Annotated in this window: 19 protein-coding genes; 4 read left to right on the forward strand and 15 right to left on the reverse strand. The window is 58.6% G+C overall.

Annotated features, from left to right (window positions below; genetic code table 11):
• Window positions 1-113: 113 nt before the first annotated feature.
• Entirely contained in the window at window positions 114-2879 is a 2766-nt protein-coding gene (locus RX331_RS08705; RefSeq protein WP_317256182.1) for a cation-translocating P-type ATPase, read from the reverse strand.
• A 297-nt stretch (window positions 2880-3176) separates the two neighbouring features.
• Between RX331_RS08705 and RX331_RS08710 the strand changes: the two genes are divergently transcribed.
• Together RX331_RS08710 and RX331_RS08715 are read left to right on the forward strand one after the other, a co-directional pair.
• Window positions 3177-3809: a trimeric intracellular cation channel family protein gene (locus RX331_RS08710; protein ID WP_317256183.1), complete on the forward strand. Its 633-nt coding sequence runs from the start codon at window positions 3177-3179 to the stop codon at window positions 3807-3809.
• Between the two features lie 120 nt (window positions 3810-3929).
• Complete coding sequence (locus tag RX331_RS08715) at window positions 3930-4253, forward strand: XRE family transcriptional regulator (RefSeq protein WP_317256184.1); 324 nt, start codon at window positions 3930-3932, stop codon at window positions 4251-4253.
• Between the two features lie 482 nt (window positions 4254-4735).
• On the opposite strand, the gene RX331_RS08720 is transcribed toward RX331_RS08715, so the two are convergent.
• A complete protein-coding gene (locus tag RX331_RS08720; protein ID WP_317256185.1) occupies window positions 4736-5572 on the reverse strand; it encodes a Cof-type HAD-IIB family hydrolase in 837 nt (278 codons plus the stop codon).
• A 422-nt stretch (window positions 5573-5994) separates the two neighbouring features.
• On the opposite strand from RX331_RS08720, the gene RX331_RS38710 reads away from it, so the two are divergent.
• The gene (locus tag RX331_RS38710) at window positions 5995-6378 is read left to right on the forward strand and encodes a hypothetical protein (RefSeq protein WP_410708146.1); all 384 of its coding nucleotides are present in this window, start codon (window positions 5995-5997) and stop codon (window positions 6376-6378) included.
• A gap of 38 nt (window positions 6379-6416) precedes the next feature.
• Here the strand turns inward: RX331_RS38710 and speE are convergent, their stop codons facing one another.
• From speE to RX331_RS08750, 7 genes are all read right to left on the reverse strand, one after another.
• On the reverse strand, window positions 6417-7298 hold the full coding sequence (speE, locus tag RX331_RS08725; protein ID WP_317256186.1) for a polyamine aminopropyltransferase: 882 nt from the start codon (window positions 7296-7298) through the stop codon (window positions 6417-6419).
• Window positions 7295-7810 (reverse strand): adenosylmethionine decarboxylase, encoded by a 516-nt coding sequence (gene speD, locus RX331_RS08730; RefSeq protein WP_317256187.1) that lies wholly within the window; start codon window positions 7808-7810, stop codon window positions 7295-7297. Before speD ends, speE begins: the two co-directional genes overlap by 4 nt.
• Before the next feature lie 16 nt (window positions 7811-7826).
• On the reverse strand, window positions 7827-8252 hold the full coding sequence (rnk, locus tag RX331_RS08735) for a nucleoside diphosphate kinase regulator (protein ID WP_317256188.1): 426 nt from the start codon (window positions 8250-8252) through the stop codon (window positions 7827-7829).
• A gap of 843 nt (window positions 8253-9095) precedes the next feature.
• The gene (locus RX331_RS38715) at window positions 9096-9281 is read right to left on the reverse strand and encodes a hypothetical protein (RefSeq protein ID WP_410708148.1); all 186 of its coding nucleotides are present in this window, start codon (window positions 9279-9281) and stop codon (window positions 9096-9098) included.
• A complete protein-coding gene (locus RX331_RS08740; protein ID WP_317256189.1) occupies window positions 9239-9640 on the reverse strand; it encodes a DUF488 domain-containing protein in 402 nt (133 codons plus the stop codon). The genes RX331_RS38715 and RX331_RS08740 overlap by 43 nt, the downstream gene beginning before the upstream one ends.
• Window positions 9641-9686: 46 nt before the next feature.
• Window positions 9687-10172 (reverse strand): GreA/GreB family elongation factor, encoded by a 486-nt coding sequence (locus tag RX331_RS08745; protein WP_317256190.1) that lies wholly within the window; start codon window positions 10170-10172, stop codon window positions 9687-9689.
• A gap of 198 nt (window positions 10173-10370) precedes the next feature.
• Window positions 10371-10844 (reverse strand): hypothetical protein, encoded by a 474-nt coding sequence (locus RX331_RS08750; protein WP_317256191.1) that lies wholly within the window; start codon window positions 10842-10844, stop codon window positions 10371-10373.
• Window positions 10845-13486: 2642 nt separating this feature from the next.
• On the opposite strand from RX331_RS08750, the gene RX331_RS08755 reads away from it, so the two are divergent.
• Window positions 13487-14611 (forward strand): OpgC domain-containing protein, encoded by a 1125-nt coding sequence (locus RX331_RS08755; RefSeq protein ID WP_317256192.1) that lies wholly within the window; start codon window positions 13487-13489, stop codon window positions 14609-14611.
• A 264-nt stretch (window positions 14612-14875) separates the two neighbouring features.
• Here the strand turns inward: RX331_RS08755 and mnhG are convergent, their stop codons facing one another.
• The 6 genes from mnhG to RX331_RS08785 are packed head-to-tail and all read right to left on the reverse strand — an operon-like array spanning window position 14876 to window position 20885.
• Entirely contained in the window at window positions 14876-15238 is a 363-nt protein-coding gene (gene mnhG, locus RX331_RS08760) for a monovalent cation/H(+) antiporter subunit G (protein ID WP_317256193.1), read from the reverse strand.
• Entirely contained in the window at window positions 15235-15516 is a 282-nt protein-coding gene (locus tag RX331_RS08765; RefSeq protein WP_317256194.1) for a K+/H+ antiporter subunit F, read from the reverse strand. Before RX331_RS08765 ends, mnhG begins: the two co-directional genes overlap by 4 nt.
• The gene (locus tag RX331_RS08770; protein ID WP_317256195.1) at window positions 15513-16001 is read right to left on the reverse strand and encodes a Na+/H+ antiporter subunit E; all 489 of its coding nucleotides are present in this window, start codon (window positions 15999-16001) and stop codon (window positions 15513-15515) included. Before RX331_RS08770 ends, RX331_RS08765 begins: the two co-directional genes overlap by 4 nt.
• The gene (locus RX331_RS08775) at window positions 15998-17626 is read right to left on the reverse strand and encodes a monovalent cation/H+ antiporter subunit D (protein ID WP_317256196.1); all 1629 of its coding nucleotides are present in this window, start codon (window positions 17624-17626) and stop codon (window positions 15998-16000) included. Before RX331_RS08775 ends, RX331_RS08770 begins: the two co-directional genes overlap by 4 nt.
• Window positions 17623-17964: a Na+/H+ antiporter subunit C gene (locus tag RX331_RS08780; protein WP_317256197.1), complete on the reverse strand. Its 342-nt coding sequence runs from the start codon at window positions 17962-17964 to the stop codon at window positions 17623-17625. The genes RX331_RS08775 and RX331_RS08780 overlap by 4 nt, the downstream gene beginning before the upstream one ends.
• Window positions 17964-20885: a monovalent cation/H+ antiporter subunit A gene (locus RX331_RS08785; protein WP_317256198.1), complete on the reverse strand. Its 2922-nt coding sequence runs from the start codon at window positions 20883-20885 to the stop codon at window positions 17964-17966. Before RX331_RS08785 ends, RX331_RS08780 begins: the two co-directional genes overlap by 1 nt.
• Window positions 20886-21352: the final 467 nt, after the last annotated feature.

The following is a 21352-nucleotide window of genomic DNA, read 5'->3' on the forward strand; positions in this document are numbered from 1 at the left end:
TAACAGGCTTTTCCTCTGTCTTGCGACGAGGACTTGATGGGCTTTCATTGCCGCTCCCGTCACCGGCGGTCGTATGCTCGTGCGTTGTCGGCCCGCGCCATGGCGATTGGACGCTACGACGCGGTGCGGCTTCGGTCACCGCCAATCGCGCGTGTGATGACCTTGCTCAGTTCGCGGAGCCACAGTACAGAACTTGCGACCGCCGCGCAGAGAAGCCAATCGCCGACGTCGAGGCCGCTAGTCGAGAACGCTTCCTGCAGGAAGGGTACGTAGACAACGGCCGCGTGCAGAAAGAGCGATAAGGCGATGGCCGCCCAGAGCCAGCGGTTCCGGAAAAGGCCGCAAAAGGCGCTTTCCTCGTCCGAACGGGCGTTCAAGGCATTGAAGAGCTGGAACATCATCAGGGTCGTAAAGGTCATCGTCTGGCCGTAGCGCATCGTGCCGGTCCCTTCAATGAGACCACCCGGCAACGAAGCATCGAGGACGAGCAAGGTCCCGGCCGCCATCACAAGGCCGACAAAGAGGATGCCGACCCACATGCGACGTGTGATCACGCCTTCGCCGCGCGGCCGAGGGGGCGGATTCATCACGGCCGTATCAACTGGATCGACGCCAAGGGCGAGCGCTGGCGCGCCGTCGGTAACCAGGTTGATCCAAAGGATCTGCGTCGCCAACAGCGGGAGCACGACCCCGCCACCCGCCTGCGACAGCTCGATCAGGTCGATCAGGAGCACTCCGAAGAACATGGTCATGACCTCGCCGATGTTCGACGACAGGAGATAGCGCAGGAACTTCCGGATATTGGCGAAGATCGCTCGCCCCTCCTCAACGGCCGCAACGATCGTGGCAAAGTTGTCGTCGGCAAGCACCATGTCGGCAGCCTCCTTCGAGACGTCGGTCCCGGTAATGCCCGTGGCGATCCCAATGTCTGCGGTCTTGAGCGCGGGAGCATCGTTGACGCCATCCCCGGTCATGGCCACCGTCATGCCGTCGCGCTGTAGAGCATTGACGATACGCAGCTTGTGCTCGGGGTTGACGCGGGCGTAGACCGACACCTCGCGGACCGTCTGCTCCAGCGCCTCTTCTGACAGCTTCTCGATCTCCACACCAGTGACAGCGCGGTGGTCGGCCGCGATGCCGAGCTCGGCGGCGATGACCGAAGCGGTCTTTGGATGGTCGCCCGTAATCATGATGGGACGAATGCCGGCGCCTTTCGCGCGCGCGACCGCATCCTTCGCTTCTTGCCGCGGCGGGTCTATCATGCCGATCAGTCCGAGAAAAACGAGGTCCTGCTCGACTCCTTCATCGATCGCTTTCGGCCCGGCGGCCAGCGAGCGGAAGGCGACGCCTAGCGTACGCAGCGCCTCGCCGGCCAGCGTCTCATTGGCCGCGAGGATCTCCGAGCGGCGGCTCTCCGTCAGCGGACGCGCTTCATCTCCCGCGAACTCGTGCGAGCAACGTGCCAAAAGGACGTCGGGCGCGCCCTTGGTAAAGGCAAGCAGGCGCTCCTGGTGTTCGGCGTCGCTGTGGACCGTGCTCATCAGCTTGCGCTCGGAGGAGAATGGCACCTCGCCGAGACGCGTGAAGCGGGCGTCGAGCGCCTCCGCCTCCAAGCCCGCCTTACGGGCGGCGACGATCAGCGCGCCTTCCGTCGGATCGCCTTGAACCGCCCAGCGACCCTCGCATTCCTGCAGGACGGCGTTGTTGGCGCGGTCGGCGGCGGAGAGCGTCCGCACCAATTCTGAGCGCTGCGCGCCGACGATCTCTCCGCCGCCGTCCCGGCTGAGCGGCCCTTCCGGCGCATAGCCGGTGCCACCGAGTGTGACGCGTCCGCTAGCGGTGGCGATCACGCGCACGGTCATCTCGTCTTTGGTGAGCGTTCCGGTCTTGTCGGAAGCGATCACGTTGGCGGAGCCGAGCGTCTCTACGGCCGCGAGATGGCGCACGATGGCGTTACGTTTGGCCATCCGCTGCACGCCGAGCGAGAGCACCGCTGTCACTATCGCGGGCAGGCCCTCCGGGACCGCGGCCACCGCGAGCGCGACGCCGAGGATGAGGACGTCGAAGATGGCCGCGATCCCAGTCACATCTTCGACAAGAAGGATCGTGGCAATCATCACCACCGCGATGACGACTACGATAAGTCCGAGCAGCTTGCCGACGCGGTCAAGCTCCTTTTGCAGCGGCGTCGTCTCCTGCTGCGCCGCCTTCAGCATGCCGGCGATACGGCCCATCGCGGTCTGCATACCCGTGGCGGTGACAACCGCGCGCCCGCGGCCGTAGGTCACCGTCGTACCGCTGAAAACCATGTTGCGCCGATCTCCAAGTCCCGCCTCTCCGGTCACCGGCGCGCTGTTCTTCGACATCGGCAGACTCTCGCCGGTGAGCGCCGCCTCGGCCGTTTGCAGGACGACGGTTTGGAGCAGCCGGGCATCGGCCGGGACCGTGTCGCCTTCCTCGATGAGGACGATGTCGCCGGGCACGATCTCGGCTGCCGCAATGCTCTGCAGGGTGCCATCTCTAACAACGTTAGCGTGTGCCGCCGAAATCTGCCGCAAGGCGGCTACAGCCTGCTCCGCCCGGGCCTGCTGGATATAGCCGATCACGCCATTGAGAAGCACGATCGCGGAGATTGCCATCGCCTCGTACGGCAAGGCGGATTCGCGCTCATAGAGCCAAAGCACGGCGGAGACGAGTGCCGCAATGAGCAATAGGATGACGAGGACGTCGGTGAACTGGGCGAGAAATTTTCGCCACGCAGGCACAGGCGCTTCGGCCGTGAGCTCGTTCCTGCCGAAGCGGTCGAGCCGCGAAAGGGCGTCGGCGCGGGTCAGGCCGACATCAGCATCGGTGTCGAGCGCCGCCAACACCTGCTCCATGGTCTGCTGGTGAGGCTAACCCCCTGGGGGATTGGTCGACGTTGATGTCCATGGTTCGGGACCTTGTTTCTGCCTCGTTCTCTTGAAGGGACCTGTCCCGGGACGTTACGGGAGTACGGGCGTTGCGTCACGTTGTCAGATGTAGCCCAGCCAGCGCCAGTACGTCGCAATGCGTTGGAACATTGATCGTCGCTGTGCGGCTCGGGTGGCAGCGGCTTAGGAGCGGCATTTGTTGTGTCTGATCGGCACGGGAGGTGTAGAGTATGGACTTCACTCCGCGTAGGGCGGCCGATCGCGATGAACACGCTGCTTTTGGTGCTCGACCTCATCGGGACCTTTGTCTTCGCACTTAGCGGGGCCACCGCTGCCGTCAAGCGCCGGCTCGACTTGTTTGGTGTTCTGGTGCTGTCGTTCGTGGCAGGGAACTTCGGAGGTATCACGCGCGATCTGATGATTGGCGCGGTCCCGCCCGCAGCGATCAGTGACTGGCGATATCTTGCCGTCTCCCTTCTGGCTGGCGTACTCACCTTCTGTTGGTTTCCCGGAGTCGACCGGCGGCACAATTCTGTCCTCTTGTTCGACGCTGCGGGACTGGCGCTGTTCGCCGTGTCCGGCACCCAAAAGGCGTTAGCCTTGGGCCTGGATCCGGTCATGGCGGCGCTGCTCGGCATGGTGACGGGAATAGGCGGAGGCATGGTGCGCGATGTCCTTGTCGCCGAGATTCCAACTGTGCTGCGCGCCGATCTTTATGCTGTCGCCGCTTTGGCCGGTGCGACGGTGGTGGTTGCGGGCAGTCTGTTGCACATTCCCTCAACCGCGACAACGATTGCCGGGGCAGCACTGTGCTTTGGACTTCGCCTGATGGCGATCCGCCGTGGTTGGCAACTCCCAATTGCCCGTCCGCGCAAGCACTTCGAAGAAGATCCTTGAGTGCAGGGTACCAATTGCGCGGTGGTCCGAGGCGTTACCGACACGGTTTGTTGGGAATGCGGTAAGGTCGACCGAAAGGCAAAAACAACGCATCACTCCATCCAGCAAAGAGATGTAAACATGAGCTCCAAGATTAAAATGACCGGGCGTTTGATTGCTGCCGCGCGCGCCTTAACTGGAATCAGCCGGGAGGATTTCGCGGCAGCTGCCGGAATTCCAGCCGACACGTTAGCTTTGATGGAGGCAAGCGGCAGCGCCTGGCTCAATTCGGAACGCGATGCCGAAGCTGCGGGCCGCGCTTTTGAGAAGTTTGGAGTGGTCGTTATCGAAGAGGATGGCAGCATGGGAGCTGGTGTTCGCTTGAAATTCACGCGCCAAGACGTGAAACAGATTAATCGACTGGAAAGCGAAGGCGGAATCGTGCGCTCAGACGACGTGCCCTGACATTGTGGTCATGATGGATGATCGCATCACACTCTACGATGTCAGCGCAAGAAGAATGCGGTCTTTACTCCGCGTTCCGGCCGCTCGCGATGGGCGTCTCGATTCGTCAAAATGGCAATGTGTTCAAAGCGACGCCGAGATACTTTTCTGAATGCGTTCGGATCAAAAGACCTAAGGAGGCGTGCCCCGAATGTTGAACTCGAGCGAAGCCAATGGGTTGCCGAGAAGATAGATCTGGTCGACCGACAGATAGTTTGCCGCACACCAATATCGGTCGAGCAGGCTGAATTCCTTCGCGTTTTCGTCGGAAAGAGGAGCGTGTGTGTAAGTATTCGGCATAGGTCAGCCCCGTTTATGCGGTCAAGTTAGGGAACTAAACGCATGAACGAGCCCAATGGTTACTTCGAAGCGCCTTCAAGGTGGCCTCGGTATCTCCATCGTGGCCGTGGACGAGATCTCTCCAGATGCCCAAACGCGGATCTTTATCTACCACATTCACTTGTCGTCGACCTCAAAACGAACTTCCGCACTGCTTTAGCGAAACCCTCATTTTCATTGGTGTCCGTAACGGCACTCGCTTGAGATTTCACTTCATCGCTGGAGTTGCCCATGGCAATGGAAAAGCCACTTTTATGAAACATCAACACATCATTGGGCATGTCCCCGATCGTCGCAATCTGGTCAGGTCGTACATTGAAAAATTTGGATAAAGTGGTCACGACTGTTCCCTTATTGGCGTTGGGGTGAGTCACATCAAGATAGTAGGGTTGCGAGCGAGAGGCGCTTGCATTCCTACCTAGAATGCGCTGAGCCATTTTCTCGCAATCGGCCACTAGGTTAAGATCATCGGAGACACCGACTATCTTCACCGCCTTCGCCAAATGTTCGTCGGTGAAGGACGCTACGACTTTCGCGTCGAACTTTACCGTCGACGTCTCGCGCGCAACGTGAGGCGCATTCTTGTAACGGATGAACCAGTCATCCGCAGTGTAAATCCAAGCATCGAGCTCGCGGTCCAGCATCAATTCGAGGGTCTGCCTGGCTGTCGCGAGATCGAGCGTGTGGCTCTCGATGACAGAGAGGTCGGTATTAACAAGCACGCCGCCGTTGAAGCCGGCGATAGCTCCCTGCAGGTTGAGTGGTTCGATAAGCATGCTCATGCCGCGTGGAGGGCGGCCGCTGGTGATGGCAAGCGCAAGGCCGGCGTCATGCAGTTCCACAGCAGCTGCCTTTGTTGCTTCGGTGAGCACCTTGCCTCGTGTAACCAGTGTCCCGTCTACGTCGGCCAACAGGAGGCGGATGTCGCGCTGCCTTTTCACAACATATGCTCCGACGGCTTCGGGTCCATGTCGAAGCGCTCGTATCTCTCCAGAGTAGATCTTCTGGCATGCTGGAAACACATAGGACCCAGATCAGGCCTCATCCTGTCGACTCCAGCTGAGATAGCTTCGAAAGCAGACCCTTCTTCGACGCGCAGAGATGCTCCAAGCCCGCCGAGATCCTTCTCAAGCAAGAACGCCATCAGTTCCTCGGTTAGCTCCTGACGTTCACTCGAAACGTCACTTCCGGAGAGTGGCACCAACGCTGCGATAGCTGTATCGACGGTTACAAGCTCGCGACGATCGAAACCGAGAATTTAACCAACGGCAGCGGTTCCTGCGGTCCGGGATCACTTCACATCAACATACGCCTCGTTGCCCCTTGCGAAGGCTCACCTTAGTGTGGCCTTCAGAGGAGAGTGATGGTGTCTTTACCTTCAATTACCCTAACGGCATGTGACCATTCCCGGCTCGAGAAGCTCGCGCTGTCCTCTGCGAAGCGAGGTGACAAGTATGCGCTATTTTTGCTCACTGAGACGAGGAGGCGGAAAATCATTTCGGAGGACGCTTACAATGTCAAATCACTTGTGAGGGTGGGGTCGTGGGTCGCATACTGGACGAGCCGATGCATTAGCCGAAAGACAGTGCGACTGATGTGGCCAGAAGATATCACGTCCCATCCGAGCCACGTCTCTATTTTATCGAACTTGGGGGCGGCGCTCGTCGGTCTTCGACCCGGTGACCGCATGCCATACCTTGTCGACGGAGACATGGACGTCCTCACAGTTGATAGTGTGAAGCCGTGACCCAGTCATCGTACCGTTGCAGCGGCCTCGATGTACTCTCAAGCAGGCCGAGCAGCCGATTCCGATCCGATGGCGTTCGCTTTGGCGCAGGATCCAAAGCGCGGCGCCAATGTGAACGCTGCTCTGTGTATCACCGGCGAGTAGTAGTCAGTGCGCAAGTGCAGTCGCTGGAAGCGCTCCCGTAACGTCTTTATCGGCGGTCGCAGCGCTTTATGACTTTCGCCGGCCGCGACGAGGGCCAGCATTCCTCCCGCGTAGCTTGGAACAGGTGCGAGGTAGGGTCGGACGCCCTCGAACGAAAAGGCAAGTCGGCCGCACACAGCTTGTAACTGCTCTGGATTGTAAAAGGGAACGCCGCTTTGGAGCGAGAGCACGCCGCCCGGATGAAGCAATTTTCGGCAGTGTGCGTAAAATGATCTTGTAAAAAGGGCCTCTCCGGACCCAATCGGATCCGTGGAATCGACGATAATTGCGTCGAATTGTCTCCGAGTCTGCGCCACGTATTCGAATCCGTTTCCGACAATCAGACTAACACGTCCGTCCTCGAATGCTCCGCTCGATACCTCCGGGAAGTACCGCTTTGACAACGCGATAACATCCTTGTCCAGTTCGACCATCACGACTTGCTGCACAGGGTGTTTTAGTATCTCTTTGAGGGCGCCGCCATCGCCCCCACCGATAATGAGCACGCTTTTGGTCCGGGCATGCGCCATGAGCGGCACGTGTGTGAGCATCTCGTGATAGATATAGTTGTCGCGTTGCGTCAGCTGCACGATTCCATCCAGAACCAGTACGCGACCGAACAGTCGGTTCTCAAATATGAGGACCTCCTGGAACTCGGTCTGCCCGCGGTACAACTCGGCATCGATAGTGAACGTCTGCGAGTGGTGCTCATACAGATTTTCCTGAAATTCCCTCATAGCATCACTCCTCGCCGGTGTTCAGAGACCGTCAGCATCTGAGGATTAAAGGATCGCTTAAGCACCTCGATGGCTTTATGCGGATCGGCACCCCCGCACATGAATACATCGACGGCCGCGTAGGCGAACTCCGGCCATGTGTGGATGGAAATGTGACTCTCCGCGAGTACAGCTACGCCAGTAATCCCGCCGCTCGGCGCGAAACGATGAAGGTCCAGCTTCAACAGTGTCGCGCCGGCGGCAGCAACGGACTCGCGTAGCGCCATCTCAACGACCTCAATCGTGTCGAGATGCGATGCATGCCAGAGATCGATAATGAGATGAGTTCCGGCAAAGCGCAGCCCATCTCGTTCGACAAAGTGATCAGGGGTTTCAGCCTGGCTATCTGTCACGACATGAAGCGCCACGCGCGGATTATCCCGCTCAGCCTTGGCGGCAGATCCCGCTGCTTCGTCTCGGACGTGCTGAATTGTCGGAAGCGCAGCCATCCTATCGCGAATAGCCTTCTCCATTCGATCCTCCGGTTTCTCAGGCGAGCACAGGTTCGCGAATTTTGAGAACGGTCAATCGCCGAACTTCGCCAGTCCGCGTTTCCCATGTGATGGAATCCCCGGCGCTGAGGCCGATCAGAGCGGCCCCCACTGGCGTGAGTACGGATATTCTGCCGTGAGCAATATCAGCATCGCCAGGGTAGACCAGCATCAAAGTCTGGATCTTGCCCGTGGTGTCGTCGCGGAACTCAACCTCGCTGCCCATGCATACCGAGTTTTCGGAACAGACTTCTGCGAGGACGTGCGCGCGTTCAAGCTCTTCAGTAAGAACGACGGCTACGTCCGGCATTCGGGTTTCTGCCGCTCGCGCGAGCATCGAAAGGCTCTCGTAATCTTTCGCCGTAAGCGTGATGTGGGGCTTGATCTCGCCGCTGGCATTTATCGCTTTGCAATGTGTTGTCATGTTTATCTCCTGCATCTTGCGGATAGTTGATCGTCCTTGTCCAACCATGGCGTGGTCGCATCTTGAATCCGGTTTGCGCTATTGCCCAATAGGCCCGCCACACGATCAAATAAAACAAGGAACCGATCGAGCCCGATTGCTCGGCCGAAGCTGGTTGTTCGTCCACTCATAACAGTTCCTCCGCAGCGGACCGGATCCAGCGGTTCTTGGATTCCAGTATGCGCTAAGCCGGACGGCCTGGAGCACTCAGACAAACTTCTATAAGGGAGGGCCGTATTAGCTTAGGGCGGCCTACCACCAGTTAGTGACCAGGCTCAACGGCAATCAATCTGCTGCGAAGGGCCCCGAGCCCATGACGCGACGGCGTGCGCTGAGCTCGGGGCTAATTGCCCGCGATCAGGTTGCCTGCGTGACACAGGCCTCGGCGAAATGTCGCAAAGCTCAGCATGATGGAACAACATGTAGACATTCGTTGCGAAAAGTCAAATGCAAGACCAGTGGGTCGGCTGAATAGCGTCCATCCAGCGCGAACTGCGGGCCGCGCCGTGCCGGGATTTCCGCGCATGACCTCGGGTGCTATTTTCGGTACGCAGAGGCGTGATGATTTCGCGGGTGCGCAACGCCGGCCGCGCATGAAAAAGCACGCAAAGGAGGTTGCAAGGATCATTGTCCGGAGCGGATAAAGCAACACCAAATCTGCAAACCGACCGTCTGCAGCCGCGAAATCAAAGAACTTCCTTCGCTTTGTGAGGACGCCGCTCTAACGTTCTCGTTGCGAAATCGAAGCTAGCTAGGATCGTCCTTTTAGGTCTGACAAGAATGACGGTTCTCGCTTTGCTGCAATTATCTGGCAGGAGGAGAACTGGGATAGCACAACGTGCCGATTGCCGTCAGTACAGCTCCTTGAGTGAGAGATGCGGGCACGACGTGATTGGTCCCCAAGATATGGAATACCGTCTCGCCTGCCGTGATAAGGTAATCGGCAATTATTCTTCGATGGCATCGCCACCACGGGGTTTCAGCGCACATTGTTGCAGATGTGGTGCAATGTCCGAGTCTCGCAGTCTGGAAAGGCCCGATCGAAACTCCCCACTCATGGCGTAGTCCGCATAATTGTGAAAGCTCCTGTTTTCCCAAAATGCATTCACACCGACCGGAACATCCCGTTTCTTTCCGCGGAGACCGCCCAACTCAGCGACATGCTCGTAGCCAATTCCAAACTTGGACAGAGTTTTGGCGAACTTCGTGGCGTTGTACTGGGGATTGGTCAGCGAGCGCGGAATGCTTCGAACGTCGACGACGAGCTCAATTTCCTGGGACCTCAACAAGTCTACGAACTCGCCAACTGAGCGAGTAGAATGCCCGATTGTAAAGAATGGATGCGCCACGTTTCCTCGATTTGCAGCGATACGTCGTGCTTTAACGAACCGCTTCTTAGTTGTCGTTCATCGCGCTCACTTCCAGCACCGCGAGGCTTCGCTCTCTACCTTGCTCAGTCCAACGGATCGACTGCCCGGGCCCAAGTCCGATCAGCGCCGTTCCAGTTGGAGTCAGTACGGAAATGCAATGACTGCATTGAGGGGCATTCGGAAGAACAAGTCGCGCATGCTGAATTCGCGCCTCTGCGTGATCGACGAACTTAACTTCACAACCGATTCTTACGACTGAACTTAGCGGTACATCATCTGCAGCAATATCCGCTCGCTCGATCTCTTGTCGAAGGAAAAGGGCAGTTTCGATGTCGGCCGTGGAGAGCGTGTCGCCAAGCTTTTTGGTCAACCTTTCACGGTCGAATGCCGTCAACACTATGGACGGGCGGCTTTCAAGCCGGTTTCTCTTAATGTCACTCACGGTCACTTCCTCTACAACGACCATAGTATCGACGATCGCACGGCGAGCTGGCTTAAGCTCGGCAAACATCCGATCCCACCGCGAAGCGGACTATCTCCTCGACCGTTGCGAGCTCGGGTTCGTCGCCTTGAGCAAGAGTACGTAGTTGTTCAAGCTCCCGACGCATCTATCTGCCGTACGATGCTCCATTCCCGAGCACAATGTTCTCGATCGCGTTAGGCCGAAAAGGGTGATTGTCATATCTCGCGCGGCGCGCATCTCCGTCCTCTAATTCGTTCCGATATCACGAGATGATCGGGCGACCCCATCGTTCCGCGCATGTATGCCAATGCCGTCGGCGGAGGCGCCGGAGTGCTTGGCGTTCTGCATGTTGTTGCCGTATATGGCGATCGACATGAATACAATCCAGGCGACCATCCAATAGCTCAGCCTGCCGCCGTCACCGGTCCAAGGCGGGGTGGAGGAAAAATTGTGTGAAGCCAACAGTTTGATTAAACGAGCGGCCAGCATGCTTGCCTCCGAAGGCGACCACTGCTCGCTATTGGATTTCCAGATCCTCGCAGCAAGGCTGTTTACCGCTTCAGCCCCGGAAAGCTGGGTCAGGCGGTTCGCTTCTTGCCAGGGATCGATGTCCTGACGCGCAAGCAGGGACAGCACGGTCAATGTCATCTCGTCTGTCTCACGAAGCGAAGCGAATAGAAATGCGTGAAACCGGGTTTCAGGACCAGAAAGTTCGTTCATGTTTTTTGCACCCCCGCTCTCGATAGAAGATGTCGGACCGGCGATTCGACTATCTCGGAAGCATCCAGACGGCCTACTGATTTAGAAGAGCTCAAGTAGTTCAGCTTGTTTGCGGTGCACCAGCAGCAGGTACATAAGCTTCCCGTTCAATTCTGAATTGTAGATTTTCAGGGTTGGCTTCCTCCGACGCCGACCTGGCTTGATGTCTCCTTGCTAAACTTGATTTACTTTCCCATCGGAGGATGCAGCATACAAATGAATTTAACTGAGACTTGAGTACAGTTTTCATGCTGGATGGGCCATGAACATCGAGTTGGCTGGGACGTTTTTGGGATGGCCTCGACGGAGCTTCATCAAGGCTGCAGATCGACCGCATGTCGGCAAGAAACCGCCAGCGCCCGGGTGCGCTTGAGCAACAGCCCGGGCGTCCGCTTTTTATCCGGAACAAAGCCGGAGCGTCTCTGTCTGCGGCCGGAGTGTGATTCCTTCGTCTCGCTCCGAGCATCGTGCGACTGTGGCAGCGCGCGTCAGCAAGTGCCTTGCCCGCCGGACACCGCGCCGTCCTAACGGTGGGTAGCGAGGTCAGTTTGTGGGAGCCTCTCTTGCCGAACTGGGTTCGGCAGACGGGGCCTTTCCACTCGGACATTGCTTTTCGCGTACATGTCGACGTCCCGCAGGATCTCATCGCTCATGTAGCAGCGCGGATTGTCGACATCGCGATAATGTATGCGCCTCAACACCGCACAACAACGGCAAACCAAGTCTCCTGATGAGTGGGGCTCGGCCATCTTCGTTGGGAACGTTCGTATGCAGATGCTGACAGCAATAAATTGTTCCATCCCAGCGAGCGTTGCGTCGAAACGGCCAGTTGGCACAAGCCCAGGCAGGCGAGCGCTGCCTCGCAGATCGCCCCGGCACAACGTGAGTACGCCGGTCTTCGTCGGCATGATCGCGGCCACCGGCATCCTTCTGATTCCGATGCTATGTGTTCTGAGATGTCCGGGAGCGTACGAGCGGGATCTGCCGGAGCAAGAGAGAAGTCCAGTGCGCGCTTTCGCCGCAATGCAGGCGGCGCAATGCGGCACTATGTTAATCCCATGATGATCGCTTTCGACATCAATCCGCGCATTGCGCGGCTTTGTGCTCGCGCCGGCCGCCTGCAACTAGGCACTTAGCCGGACGGCCAGGCGCGTCGTCCGGCTACTGTTCTAGCCCCCTTATAGTTCTGTGCTGTCCTGCAGAAGCCTGTCGCTTCTAACGAAGGAGTGCGCTGCTGCCTCTTCCGTAAATCGCCTGTCCGCCTCGAACTACTCTCGTCTCCAGCTACTCGCACGCGTAGCCAATCAGCGAGACACGAGCGTGATGTTTCGAATGGAGAGAATCGATTGCGCGGGGATTGGCTCCTGCGAATCCCGTTTATCGGCCTGTCCGTGGGACAGGCGCTTGAATTCTGAGGAGAGTAACCCGCCAGCATGAGCCAGGGCTGTCTGTAGGATCGATCTAATTGTGATGTGATGTTTACCCGTAAGAATCGCCATGAACGATGGTCTGCAGAGGACGACGAACTACTCCGCGAGATGTCTCACGCCGGAAAGAGCATTACGCTCATGACCGTCAAACTCAATCGCCCTATCGCATCTATCAAGGCCCGGGCCGCGGATATCGGCGTCGCTATACCCGGTACCAAAATTGGTCGGCGGAGTAAGCCCAGGAGGTCGGTGTGACTGAGTTTGATGCGAAGGCATCGTATTTACGTGCAATCTCCAAGAAAGCTTGCCAATTGATGTTTCGGTGTTTGTCGATAACTAGCGAAAGAACGGTGCTGTGCTGTTTGTCGGCCAAGTCGGGACGGTAGACCTCAACTAGCTTGAGCAGAATATCGCAATCGTCAGGAATTCAGCCCCGCGACTTTGTGCCACCTCCGTTCATTTCCCGGCCCGTCCTGACAAAAGTGCGTTCCGGGATGGCTCCTTACGGGGTTGAGGCGAATGCGCCTACCTGTCCTCTTTATAGATGATTGAAGCTAATCATCGGCGATTGAAGCAAGGGGTGCGCAGTGGCAAAGGTCTCCCGCATACCTCGGCCGACGTTGGCGGCCATCGTAGTCATTTCACTCCTCAGCCTTCCGGCGGGAGCCACCGCTCAGCCAGCTTTTCCCAACCTTCCATCATCTATCATGTGCTACGCTCAAGCGGACCAGAGTTGGCGAGTCGGGTATCTCTCCAGGGTCGACAAGAGTGGCGACGGTCTTTATGTCACCGCCGACAGAAGGCTAAGCGTTACGGTCCATGCCAATGGCATTGTAGCAACGCCCACCAACAGACCGCCGGTCACCGACTGCTATGGCAAGACCTTGGATGAACTGCGCTCGAGCGGTCGGCTCATAGAGCCTCAGCGCGCGAAGTAAGATCGAGCCCTGATCGGGCCTAGTTCGAGACCGGGAACCGCGGCGGCTAAGTCGGCTTACCGCCCTTAGCGAAAGGAAAACGTACCGCTCAATGTCTCCGCTCAGCGTCGGGACTCCGGGCGCGAGACTGACGGCTTGATGTTTAGCGCCCTGGTCCTGTCTTCGTCGCCGGATTGGGGGATTTAACAATAATGTAGGTCGGATAACTTCGGCTGCAGCTGGCGGACGAGGCAACATGACGATCCGGACGATACTGCCCCCAAGAGGGCGCGATTATCGGCTCGACCTTTTGCGGGGTTTCGCCAACTGGGCGATCTATCTCGACCACATACCGAACAATGCGGTCAACTGGCTCACTCAGCGCAACTACGGCTTCAGCGACGCAGCCGACCTGTTCGTATTCATTTCCGGGTACACCGCCTCATTCGTTTATGCGCGAATGATGCTCGAGCGCGGATTCGTGATTGGTGCCACACGCCTTCTAAAGCGGGCTTGGCAGATCTACGTGGCACACCTTGTCTTGCTCGTGATGTACATCGCCGAGATCGGCTATCTCGCGCGTCGCTACAGCAATCCGAATCTCCAGAATGAATTCAACGTGGCCGGCTTCATGGCCGACCCTGCAGAGACGCTCTACCAGGGGCTGGTCCTCGCATTCAAACCCGTCAATATGGACGTGTTGCCGCTCTATATCCTTCTGATGGCTGCCTTTCCGCCGATTCTGTGGACAATGGTGCGATTGCCGAACCTGACGCTCGCGGTTTCGTTCCTACTGTACTTGGCGGCACGACACTTCGACTGGAATCTGGCCGCCTTCCCGACAGGATACTGGTATTTCAATCCGTTCTGCTGGCAGTTTCTCTTCATATTCGGCGGATGGTTCGCGCTAGGGGGCTCAGTAGAGGCGAGACCATTTATCCGGTCGCGCGCGTTGCTGTGGCTCGGCAGCGCCTACTTGCTGTTCTCCCTCATCATCACGATGGCGGGGCGATTTCCTGAGATCGCTGGCCTGATACCGACACAGCTGTACGATGCGTTCAATCCGAACGACAAGACAAACCTTGCGCCTTATCGCCTCATCCATTTCGTTGTTCTCGCCTTCTTCATAAACAGGTGGCTGGCGCGTGACTGGGAGGGTCTCGAATGGCCGCTGTTCCGCCCGCTTATCAAGTGCGGTCAGCAATCGCTTGAAGTCTTCTGCACTGGTGTATTCCTCGCGGTCGGAGCCCATGTCGTGCTGGTCGAAGTCTCCGACGCGATCGGGATGCAGATCGCGGTCAGTTTCGTCGGCATCACGTTGATGACCGCCGTCGCTTACTACCGCTCCTGGTCGAAGAAAGCTGACAAGCCGAAGCCGTGACGGCTACACACGTCCGCGGACCGCGGCAAAGCAGACAGTGCTACAACTGATTTAGACGGCACAACGCTTAGGCTGGCATTAGCATTTTGGTGCGACTTGGCCATTTATAGCTGGTCCGATAAATGACTCGAAACGTGTGTGGCTGCCAATATCGATCGATCTGGCGTGAATACTTGAAAAGCCCACCGGGATTCGGATCTAGTGGAGGGATGAATCTCGACTGCACGGGCCACCCGTTGTTACCGTGTGCGGGCAAAATAGTTACTAGTCGCCGTTTAGCTCGAGGTCACGATCAAGAACGTCAGCCGCGTTTTCAGCTGTGTCGCGAAAGCGGGCGGCGCCGACCAATATCGTCAGAGCGACGGGTGTCGTCACGGCACCAAAACCAACAATCAACATCTCGTGCAGCACCGGCCGGCTCTCCAGAACCGAGAAGTAGACCATTGAAGCAAGTGCGATGAACACAGTACCGAGCGTTGCCCCGAGCGTAGGCGCATGAACCCGCTCGTAAAAGCTGCGGAGCCACAGGAGACCGAGCGAGCCGATCAGGGAAACCGCGGCACCCATCAAAATGAGCGCTGCTGTTAACGCCACAGCCCAAGCCGGCATTTGTTCGATGCCATTCATTCGATCACCTCGCCGCGAAGCAGAAACTTGGCCAAAGCGACTGTGCTAACAAAACCTAGGAGGGCCATCGCCAGAGCCGCCTCAAAATAGAGCGTGTTGCCCGATCGGATGCCGAACGTCAAAAGCAACAACATCGCATTCACATACAATGTGTCGAAGCCCAGCACGCGATCCTGTGCCCGCGGGCCCCGAAAGATACGGAATGCGGCGCAACCCATGGCCAACCCCAACATCATCTGTGCGACGGCAAGTGAATATGTCAACACGAGGGGGCTCATTCGAATATCTCCAGTAAAAGACGTTCGTAGCGGCCCTTGACCGTGCGGATCCAATCGCCTTCATCAATCAAGTCGAGAACATGGATCACCAACAGACCGTTCTGTCGGTCAAAGTTGACCCACAGGGTGCCCGGAGTCGAAGTGATGATGCAAGCTAATAACGCCAGCCCATAGGGATTGCGGAGTTCGAGCGGGATGTTCACAAACCCGGATGTTCGCTGTCGCCTTCCAAAGCCGAGAATGATCCTGCCCACTGCGACGTTTGAGCGAATGATGTCCACCGATACCAAGCCCAACAATCGGAGGAGGGTACTCGGCCGGCGAACGCCCCCTCTTGGCAATTGTAGTGTGGTCAGGATCCAGCCGCCGACAAGCGCAATCACGCAACCGATGACGAACTGTCCCAATGAGGCTGTTTGATTGAGCAGCAGCCAAAGCAACAGAAGGCCGAAACTCACGAACGGAAAAGGTAACAGTCGTGTCATGGGCCGCCTGCCTTTCGGGAGCTTTTCCCATCGGTCTCCAGGACGTCGCGGATATAGCCGCCCGGCGCGTGCAGCGATTGCGCTGCGGCCTGCATGAAGCGCATGACCGGTCCGGCTTGTACGGTTTGGGCGGCGCAAATCATCAAGAGGAACATGACCGGGGCCATCTCGATCACGCGCACACGCGGCACGGTTCGATCCGGTGAGGCCCAGAAGGAGCGGATACCCGCTCGCGTCATCGCAACCAACGTCGCAAAGCCGGACGAGATCAGTATCACGAGCATGGCCCATCCGCCGCCAGGAATGGCACCGGTCCGGTGGATCTCCGGCGGATTGAGGACAGCAGTAAGGAGCGCGAATTTGGCGATGAACCCGGATAGCGGCGGTAGCCCGGCGATGACGAGCGCACACCCAATGAACGCGACACCGAGCACCCCCATAGTGGCTACAATGGCCACGCCGACATCCTCTTCCTCTTCGTGCTCGTCGTGTTCTCCATAAGCCTCTCGCGTCACGGCGATCATGTCGGCTCCAGGTTCGCGGCCGCGCTCGATCAACTCAACCAGAAGGAAGAACGCGCTGACGCCGAGCGTCGAACTAACCAGGTAGAAGAGCGCTCCACCGGTGACACCGACTTGACCCATCCCGGTGGCGGCCAGCACCGTTCCCGAGGACACGAGCACTGAAAAAGCGGCAAGACGGGCCGTGTCCTGCGATGCCAAGGTTCCGATTGCTCCGAATGCGATCGTCGCCAGCCCGCCCAAAAACAACCAACTGCTGCCGAAGCCCGCGGATGCACCTGCAGCGTCTCCAAAAAGCAATAGGGATAGTCGCAGCACGACATAGACCCCGACCTTCGTCATGATCGCAAAGATCGACGCGACCGGCGGACTGGCTGCCGCGTAGGTCGTCGGCAGCCAGAAACAAAGGGGCCACATTCCGGCCTTGAGAAGGAATGCCATCGCCAGGATGCCGGCACCTGCCTCGAGCAAACCGCGGTTCTCCGCAGCGATGGTCGGTACACGCGCCGCGAGATCTGCCATATTGAGGGTCCCGGTAACGCCGTAGATCAGGCTGACGCCGATCAGAAACAGTAGCGATGCCACCAGGTTCACCACGATGTAATGCAAGCCGGCCTTTACCCGCGCAAGGCCGGAGCCATGCAGTAGAAGACCGTATGATGCCGCCAGCAATAACTCGAAGAAAACAAACAAGTTGAAGAGATCACCCGTCAGGAAGGCGCCGTTGAGGCCCATCAGCAGGAACTGAAAGAGGGGATGAAAATGTGCACCTGCGCGATGCCAGCGAGCGAGTGAAAACACCACCGCGGCCAAGGCCAGGATGCTCGTCAGAAGCAGCATAAGGGCGGACAGGCGATCGAGAACGAGCACAATTCCAAACGGAGCCGGCCAATCGCCGAGACGATAGACTTGGCTGATTCCCATCGGACTAGCATCCGACATTCCGACCAACGCTATCGCGATGCAAGCGAGTGCAAAGGTGACGGCAACATTGACGGCAGCCATGATGTTGCGGTGTCGTTCTCCGCTGAGGAGCAGCATGCCGGCGCCGGCTGCGAGGGGCAGGACGACAGGCACGACAATCAGGTTTGCGACGCTGCTCACGTTTCTGGCTCCTGGCCGTCCACATGATCAGTCCCTGCCAGACCGCGCGATGCAAGGAGGACAACAAGGAACAGCGCCGTTGTCGCGAAGCTGATAACGATCGCAGTCAGGACGAGCGCGTGCGGGAGCGGATCAGCGTATTGCGATGGATCTCCAGTTTCGGGTGCAACGAGCACCGGCGCTCCCGTCCGCAGCCGTCCCATGGCCACGATAAAGAGATTGACCGCGTAGGAAAGCAGCGACAGCCCGATGATTACTTGAAACGTGCGCGGCCGCAGGATCAACCACACGCCGGAGCCAGCAAGCGCACCAATACCGACGGCCAGGACAAGCTCCATCACACCACCTCCTCCTTCGGTCGATCGGCGGGCGCGCGTTGCTCGCTCTGGAGCGGGACACCGTAGCGCCGCAGAGATTGGTGCGCGATCGCGATCAGCATCAGTACCGTAGCCCCGACGACGAGCGAGAACACGCCGATGTCGAAGAGGAGCGCGCTGGCAGTCGGAACGCGCCCGATCAGCGGCAGTTCGGTGTAAGCAAAGTATGAGGTCAGGAACGGGCGTCCGAAAACCCAGGCGGCAGCTCCCGTACCACCCCCCAATAGGAGGCCAAATCCTATCCAGCGCACCGGCATGACGTGCAGACGCGCCTCCACCCATACCGTGCCGCGCGCCATGTACAGCAGGATGAATGCGGCCGCCATCGTGATGCCAGCGACGAAGCCACCGCCCGGAAGGTCGTGCCCGCGCAGCAGCAGGAAGATGGCCGTTACGCCGATCACCGGAAACAGCAGCCCCATCATCAGCGCTGCCGTAGCTATCGTATCCTTTACAGTGTCGCCCTTCTTGCGATCGGGATGCGCGTGGTCGTAGACATCCTGGGCATGCTGCTGTTCCGGAACGGGAATGCTTTCCGGCGCCGAACGGAAGCGGCGTAGCAACGCATAAACGGTCAGGGCTACGACCGCGAGCACGGTAATCTCGCCCAACGTATCGAAGCCGCGGAAGTCCACGAGGATGACGTTCACCACATTGGTTCCGCCGCCCATCGTGTAGGCGTTCTCGACGAAATACCGCGAAATGCTGTCGGGCGCAGGGCGCTGCATCACCGCCAATGCAAGGGCCGCCAACCCAACACCTGCGAGGAGCGCGATAGCGAAGTCGCGAACGCGGTGCCATCGGATCCTGCCGACGGCTTTGCTTGGGCCGAGTTTCACGACGCGTTTCGGCAACCATCGCAAACCGAGCAGTAGGAGCACGGTAGTTACGGTCTCGACAACGATCTGCGTCAGGGCGAGATCGGGGGCGGACAGCCAGACGAAGCTGACGCAGGTGACGAGACCCGCGCCGCCGAGCAGCATCAGCGCCGCCACGCGGTGAAATTTGGCCTGAAGGGCGGCACCCAGCGCGCAAGCAATCCCGATTATCCAGAGCAATCCAAAGGCGACGTCGAGTTGGCCCTGAAGCGAGTTTCCGACCACGACTCCACGTGCATATAGTGGCATCAGGGCGGCGGCGAACGCTGCCCCGGCCAGGAGCCGCAGCTGTGGCTGTAGGTGCCTTGTCCCTAGGTTGCCCTCAAGCCATCGTGCCAATCGCCAGGATAAGGTTACAAGAACCCAATCAAAGATCCGTTTGCCGTCGATACGGCGCAGCAGGGGCGGTCCCTCATGGGTGAGCAGATAGGGGCGCAGCATCACGTACACGGCCAGGCCGCCGGCCATAGCGACGAAGCTCATCAGGAGCTCGGGCGTGAAGCCGTGCCAGAGGCGCAGGCTGTATTCTGGCATCGCCGAGCCGAGAACCGCCCGGGCGGCGGTATCGAGTATCGGGGCTACCGTGAACGCGGGAGCGACGCCAACGACAAGGCATGTCAGCACGAGAAGCTCGGCCGGAAGCCGCATCAGGAGCGGAGGCTCGTGCGGAATGCGTGGCAGCCTAGTCGGGGCCGGGCCGAAGAACACGTCGCGAATGAATCGCAGCGAATAGGCGACCGTGAACGTGCTGGCGAGGGTAACGATGTACGGAAGTGCCTGATCGACGAGCGAGTTGTCATGGATCTCGATCGTCTCGGCGAAAAACATCTCTTTCGACAGAAAGCCATTCAGCAAGGGCACGCCTGCCATTGCTGCGGCAGCAACCATAGCCAGCGCCGCCGTGATCGGCATGAAGGCCCATAGCCCGCTAAGGCGGCGGATGTCGCGAGTACCGGTTTCATGATCGATGATGCCTGCCGCCATGAACAGCGACGCCTTGAACGTCGCGTGGTTGAAGATATGGAAGATCGCGGCGATCTGTCCGAAAGGGGTGTCGAGTCCGGTCAAGAGTGTGATCAACCCGAGGTGGCTGATCGTCGAGTAGGCCAGCAGTCCCTTGAGATCCTGCTGGAATACCGCGAGAAACGCGCCGAGAAAAAACGTGATCAGGCCAACCGATCCCACCAACCATAGCCATTCGTTCGTTCCACCCATCGCCGGCCAGAGCCGCACCAGAAGGAATACGCCGGCTTTCACCATTGTAGCGGAATGCAGATAGGCCGAGACCGGAGTTGGGGCGGCCATCGCGCGAGGCAGCCAGAAATGAAACGGAAACTGGGCGCTCTTAGTGAGGGCGCCGAGGAGGATAAGGATCAGTGCTGGAATATAAAGCGCATGCGACCGGATCACACTACCGGACGCCAGTACCCGCTCCAGATCGTAGCTGCCGACGATGTGTCCAATCACCAGTATGCCGGCAAAGAGGCAAAGGCCGCCAGCCGAGGTGACGGTCAGCGCCATCCGTGCGCCGTCGCGAGCGGCCGCGTTGTGATGCCAATAGCTGATCAGCAGGAAGGAAAACAGGCTCGTCAACTCCCAAAAGAAGACAAGCTGGATCAGGTTGCCGGAGAGCACGATGCCTAGCATCGCTCCCATGAACGCGAGCAGGAACGAGAAGAAGCGCGGGACAGGATCGCTGGGGGACATGTAGTAGCGCGCATACAGCACGACCAGGAAGCCGATCCCGGTCACCAGCATGGCGAAACTCCATGCGAAGCCGTCTGCTCTCAGCACGAACTCGAGACCCAGATTTGCGACCCACTCCGTTCTCAACTGGATCTGGCCGCCATTGTCGACGCTCGGATAGGCCGTTGCCATGAGGCCGAAAGTAACAAGCGCGATCGAGCCGGCGAGCCATGCCTCGGCGTTGCGGGCATTGACCGGCAGGAGGGCGGCGATACAGCTTCCGACGAAAGGAAGGAGGAGAACGGCAAGGAGGAACATTTGCGTTGATTACACCTGACTGTGAGGTTCCGGGAGATTGGTCGCCCAACGCCTGTAATTGCATAGCCGAGGCAATTGAATATCTCCACCGTCAGGTTTACGGTTCGGATCGTCCCCGTGCAAACTGCTGCGACGGACGAGCGCTGCCGGTGTCTTGGAAATCTTGAGAATACTGTCGATTGGCTTGTCGAAACAGCGCAAGCTCCACCATCAACCGGGCCACAGCTAGTATGGCAGTGTACCAATCGCAGCAGAAAGTGCGGCGGCCAGAGCGCTGAGTATAGCGTAAAAGGCCCATAGCCCGATCACCCGCCACCCGCTGGTCTCGGTCAGCGGGGCGGCTGGGTCTTGGCTGAAGCTTGGGGCGGTGTCGCGTTTCATAAAAAGCCGCTCGTCATTTCCGAAGCTCGCAGGAGTAAGGGCACCCTAAGGAGCATAACTGCGATCCCGCAGAGCTGCGGCTCACG

The organism is Bradyrhizobium sp. BWA-3-5, from assembly GCF_032917985.1.
In the GTDB taxonomy this organism is placed as follows: domain Bacteria; phylum Pseudomonadota; class Alphaproteobacteria; order Rhizobiales; family Xanthobacteraceae; genus Bradyrhizobium.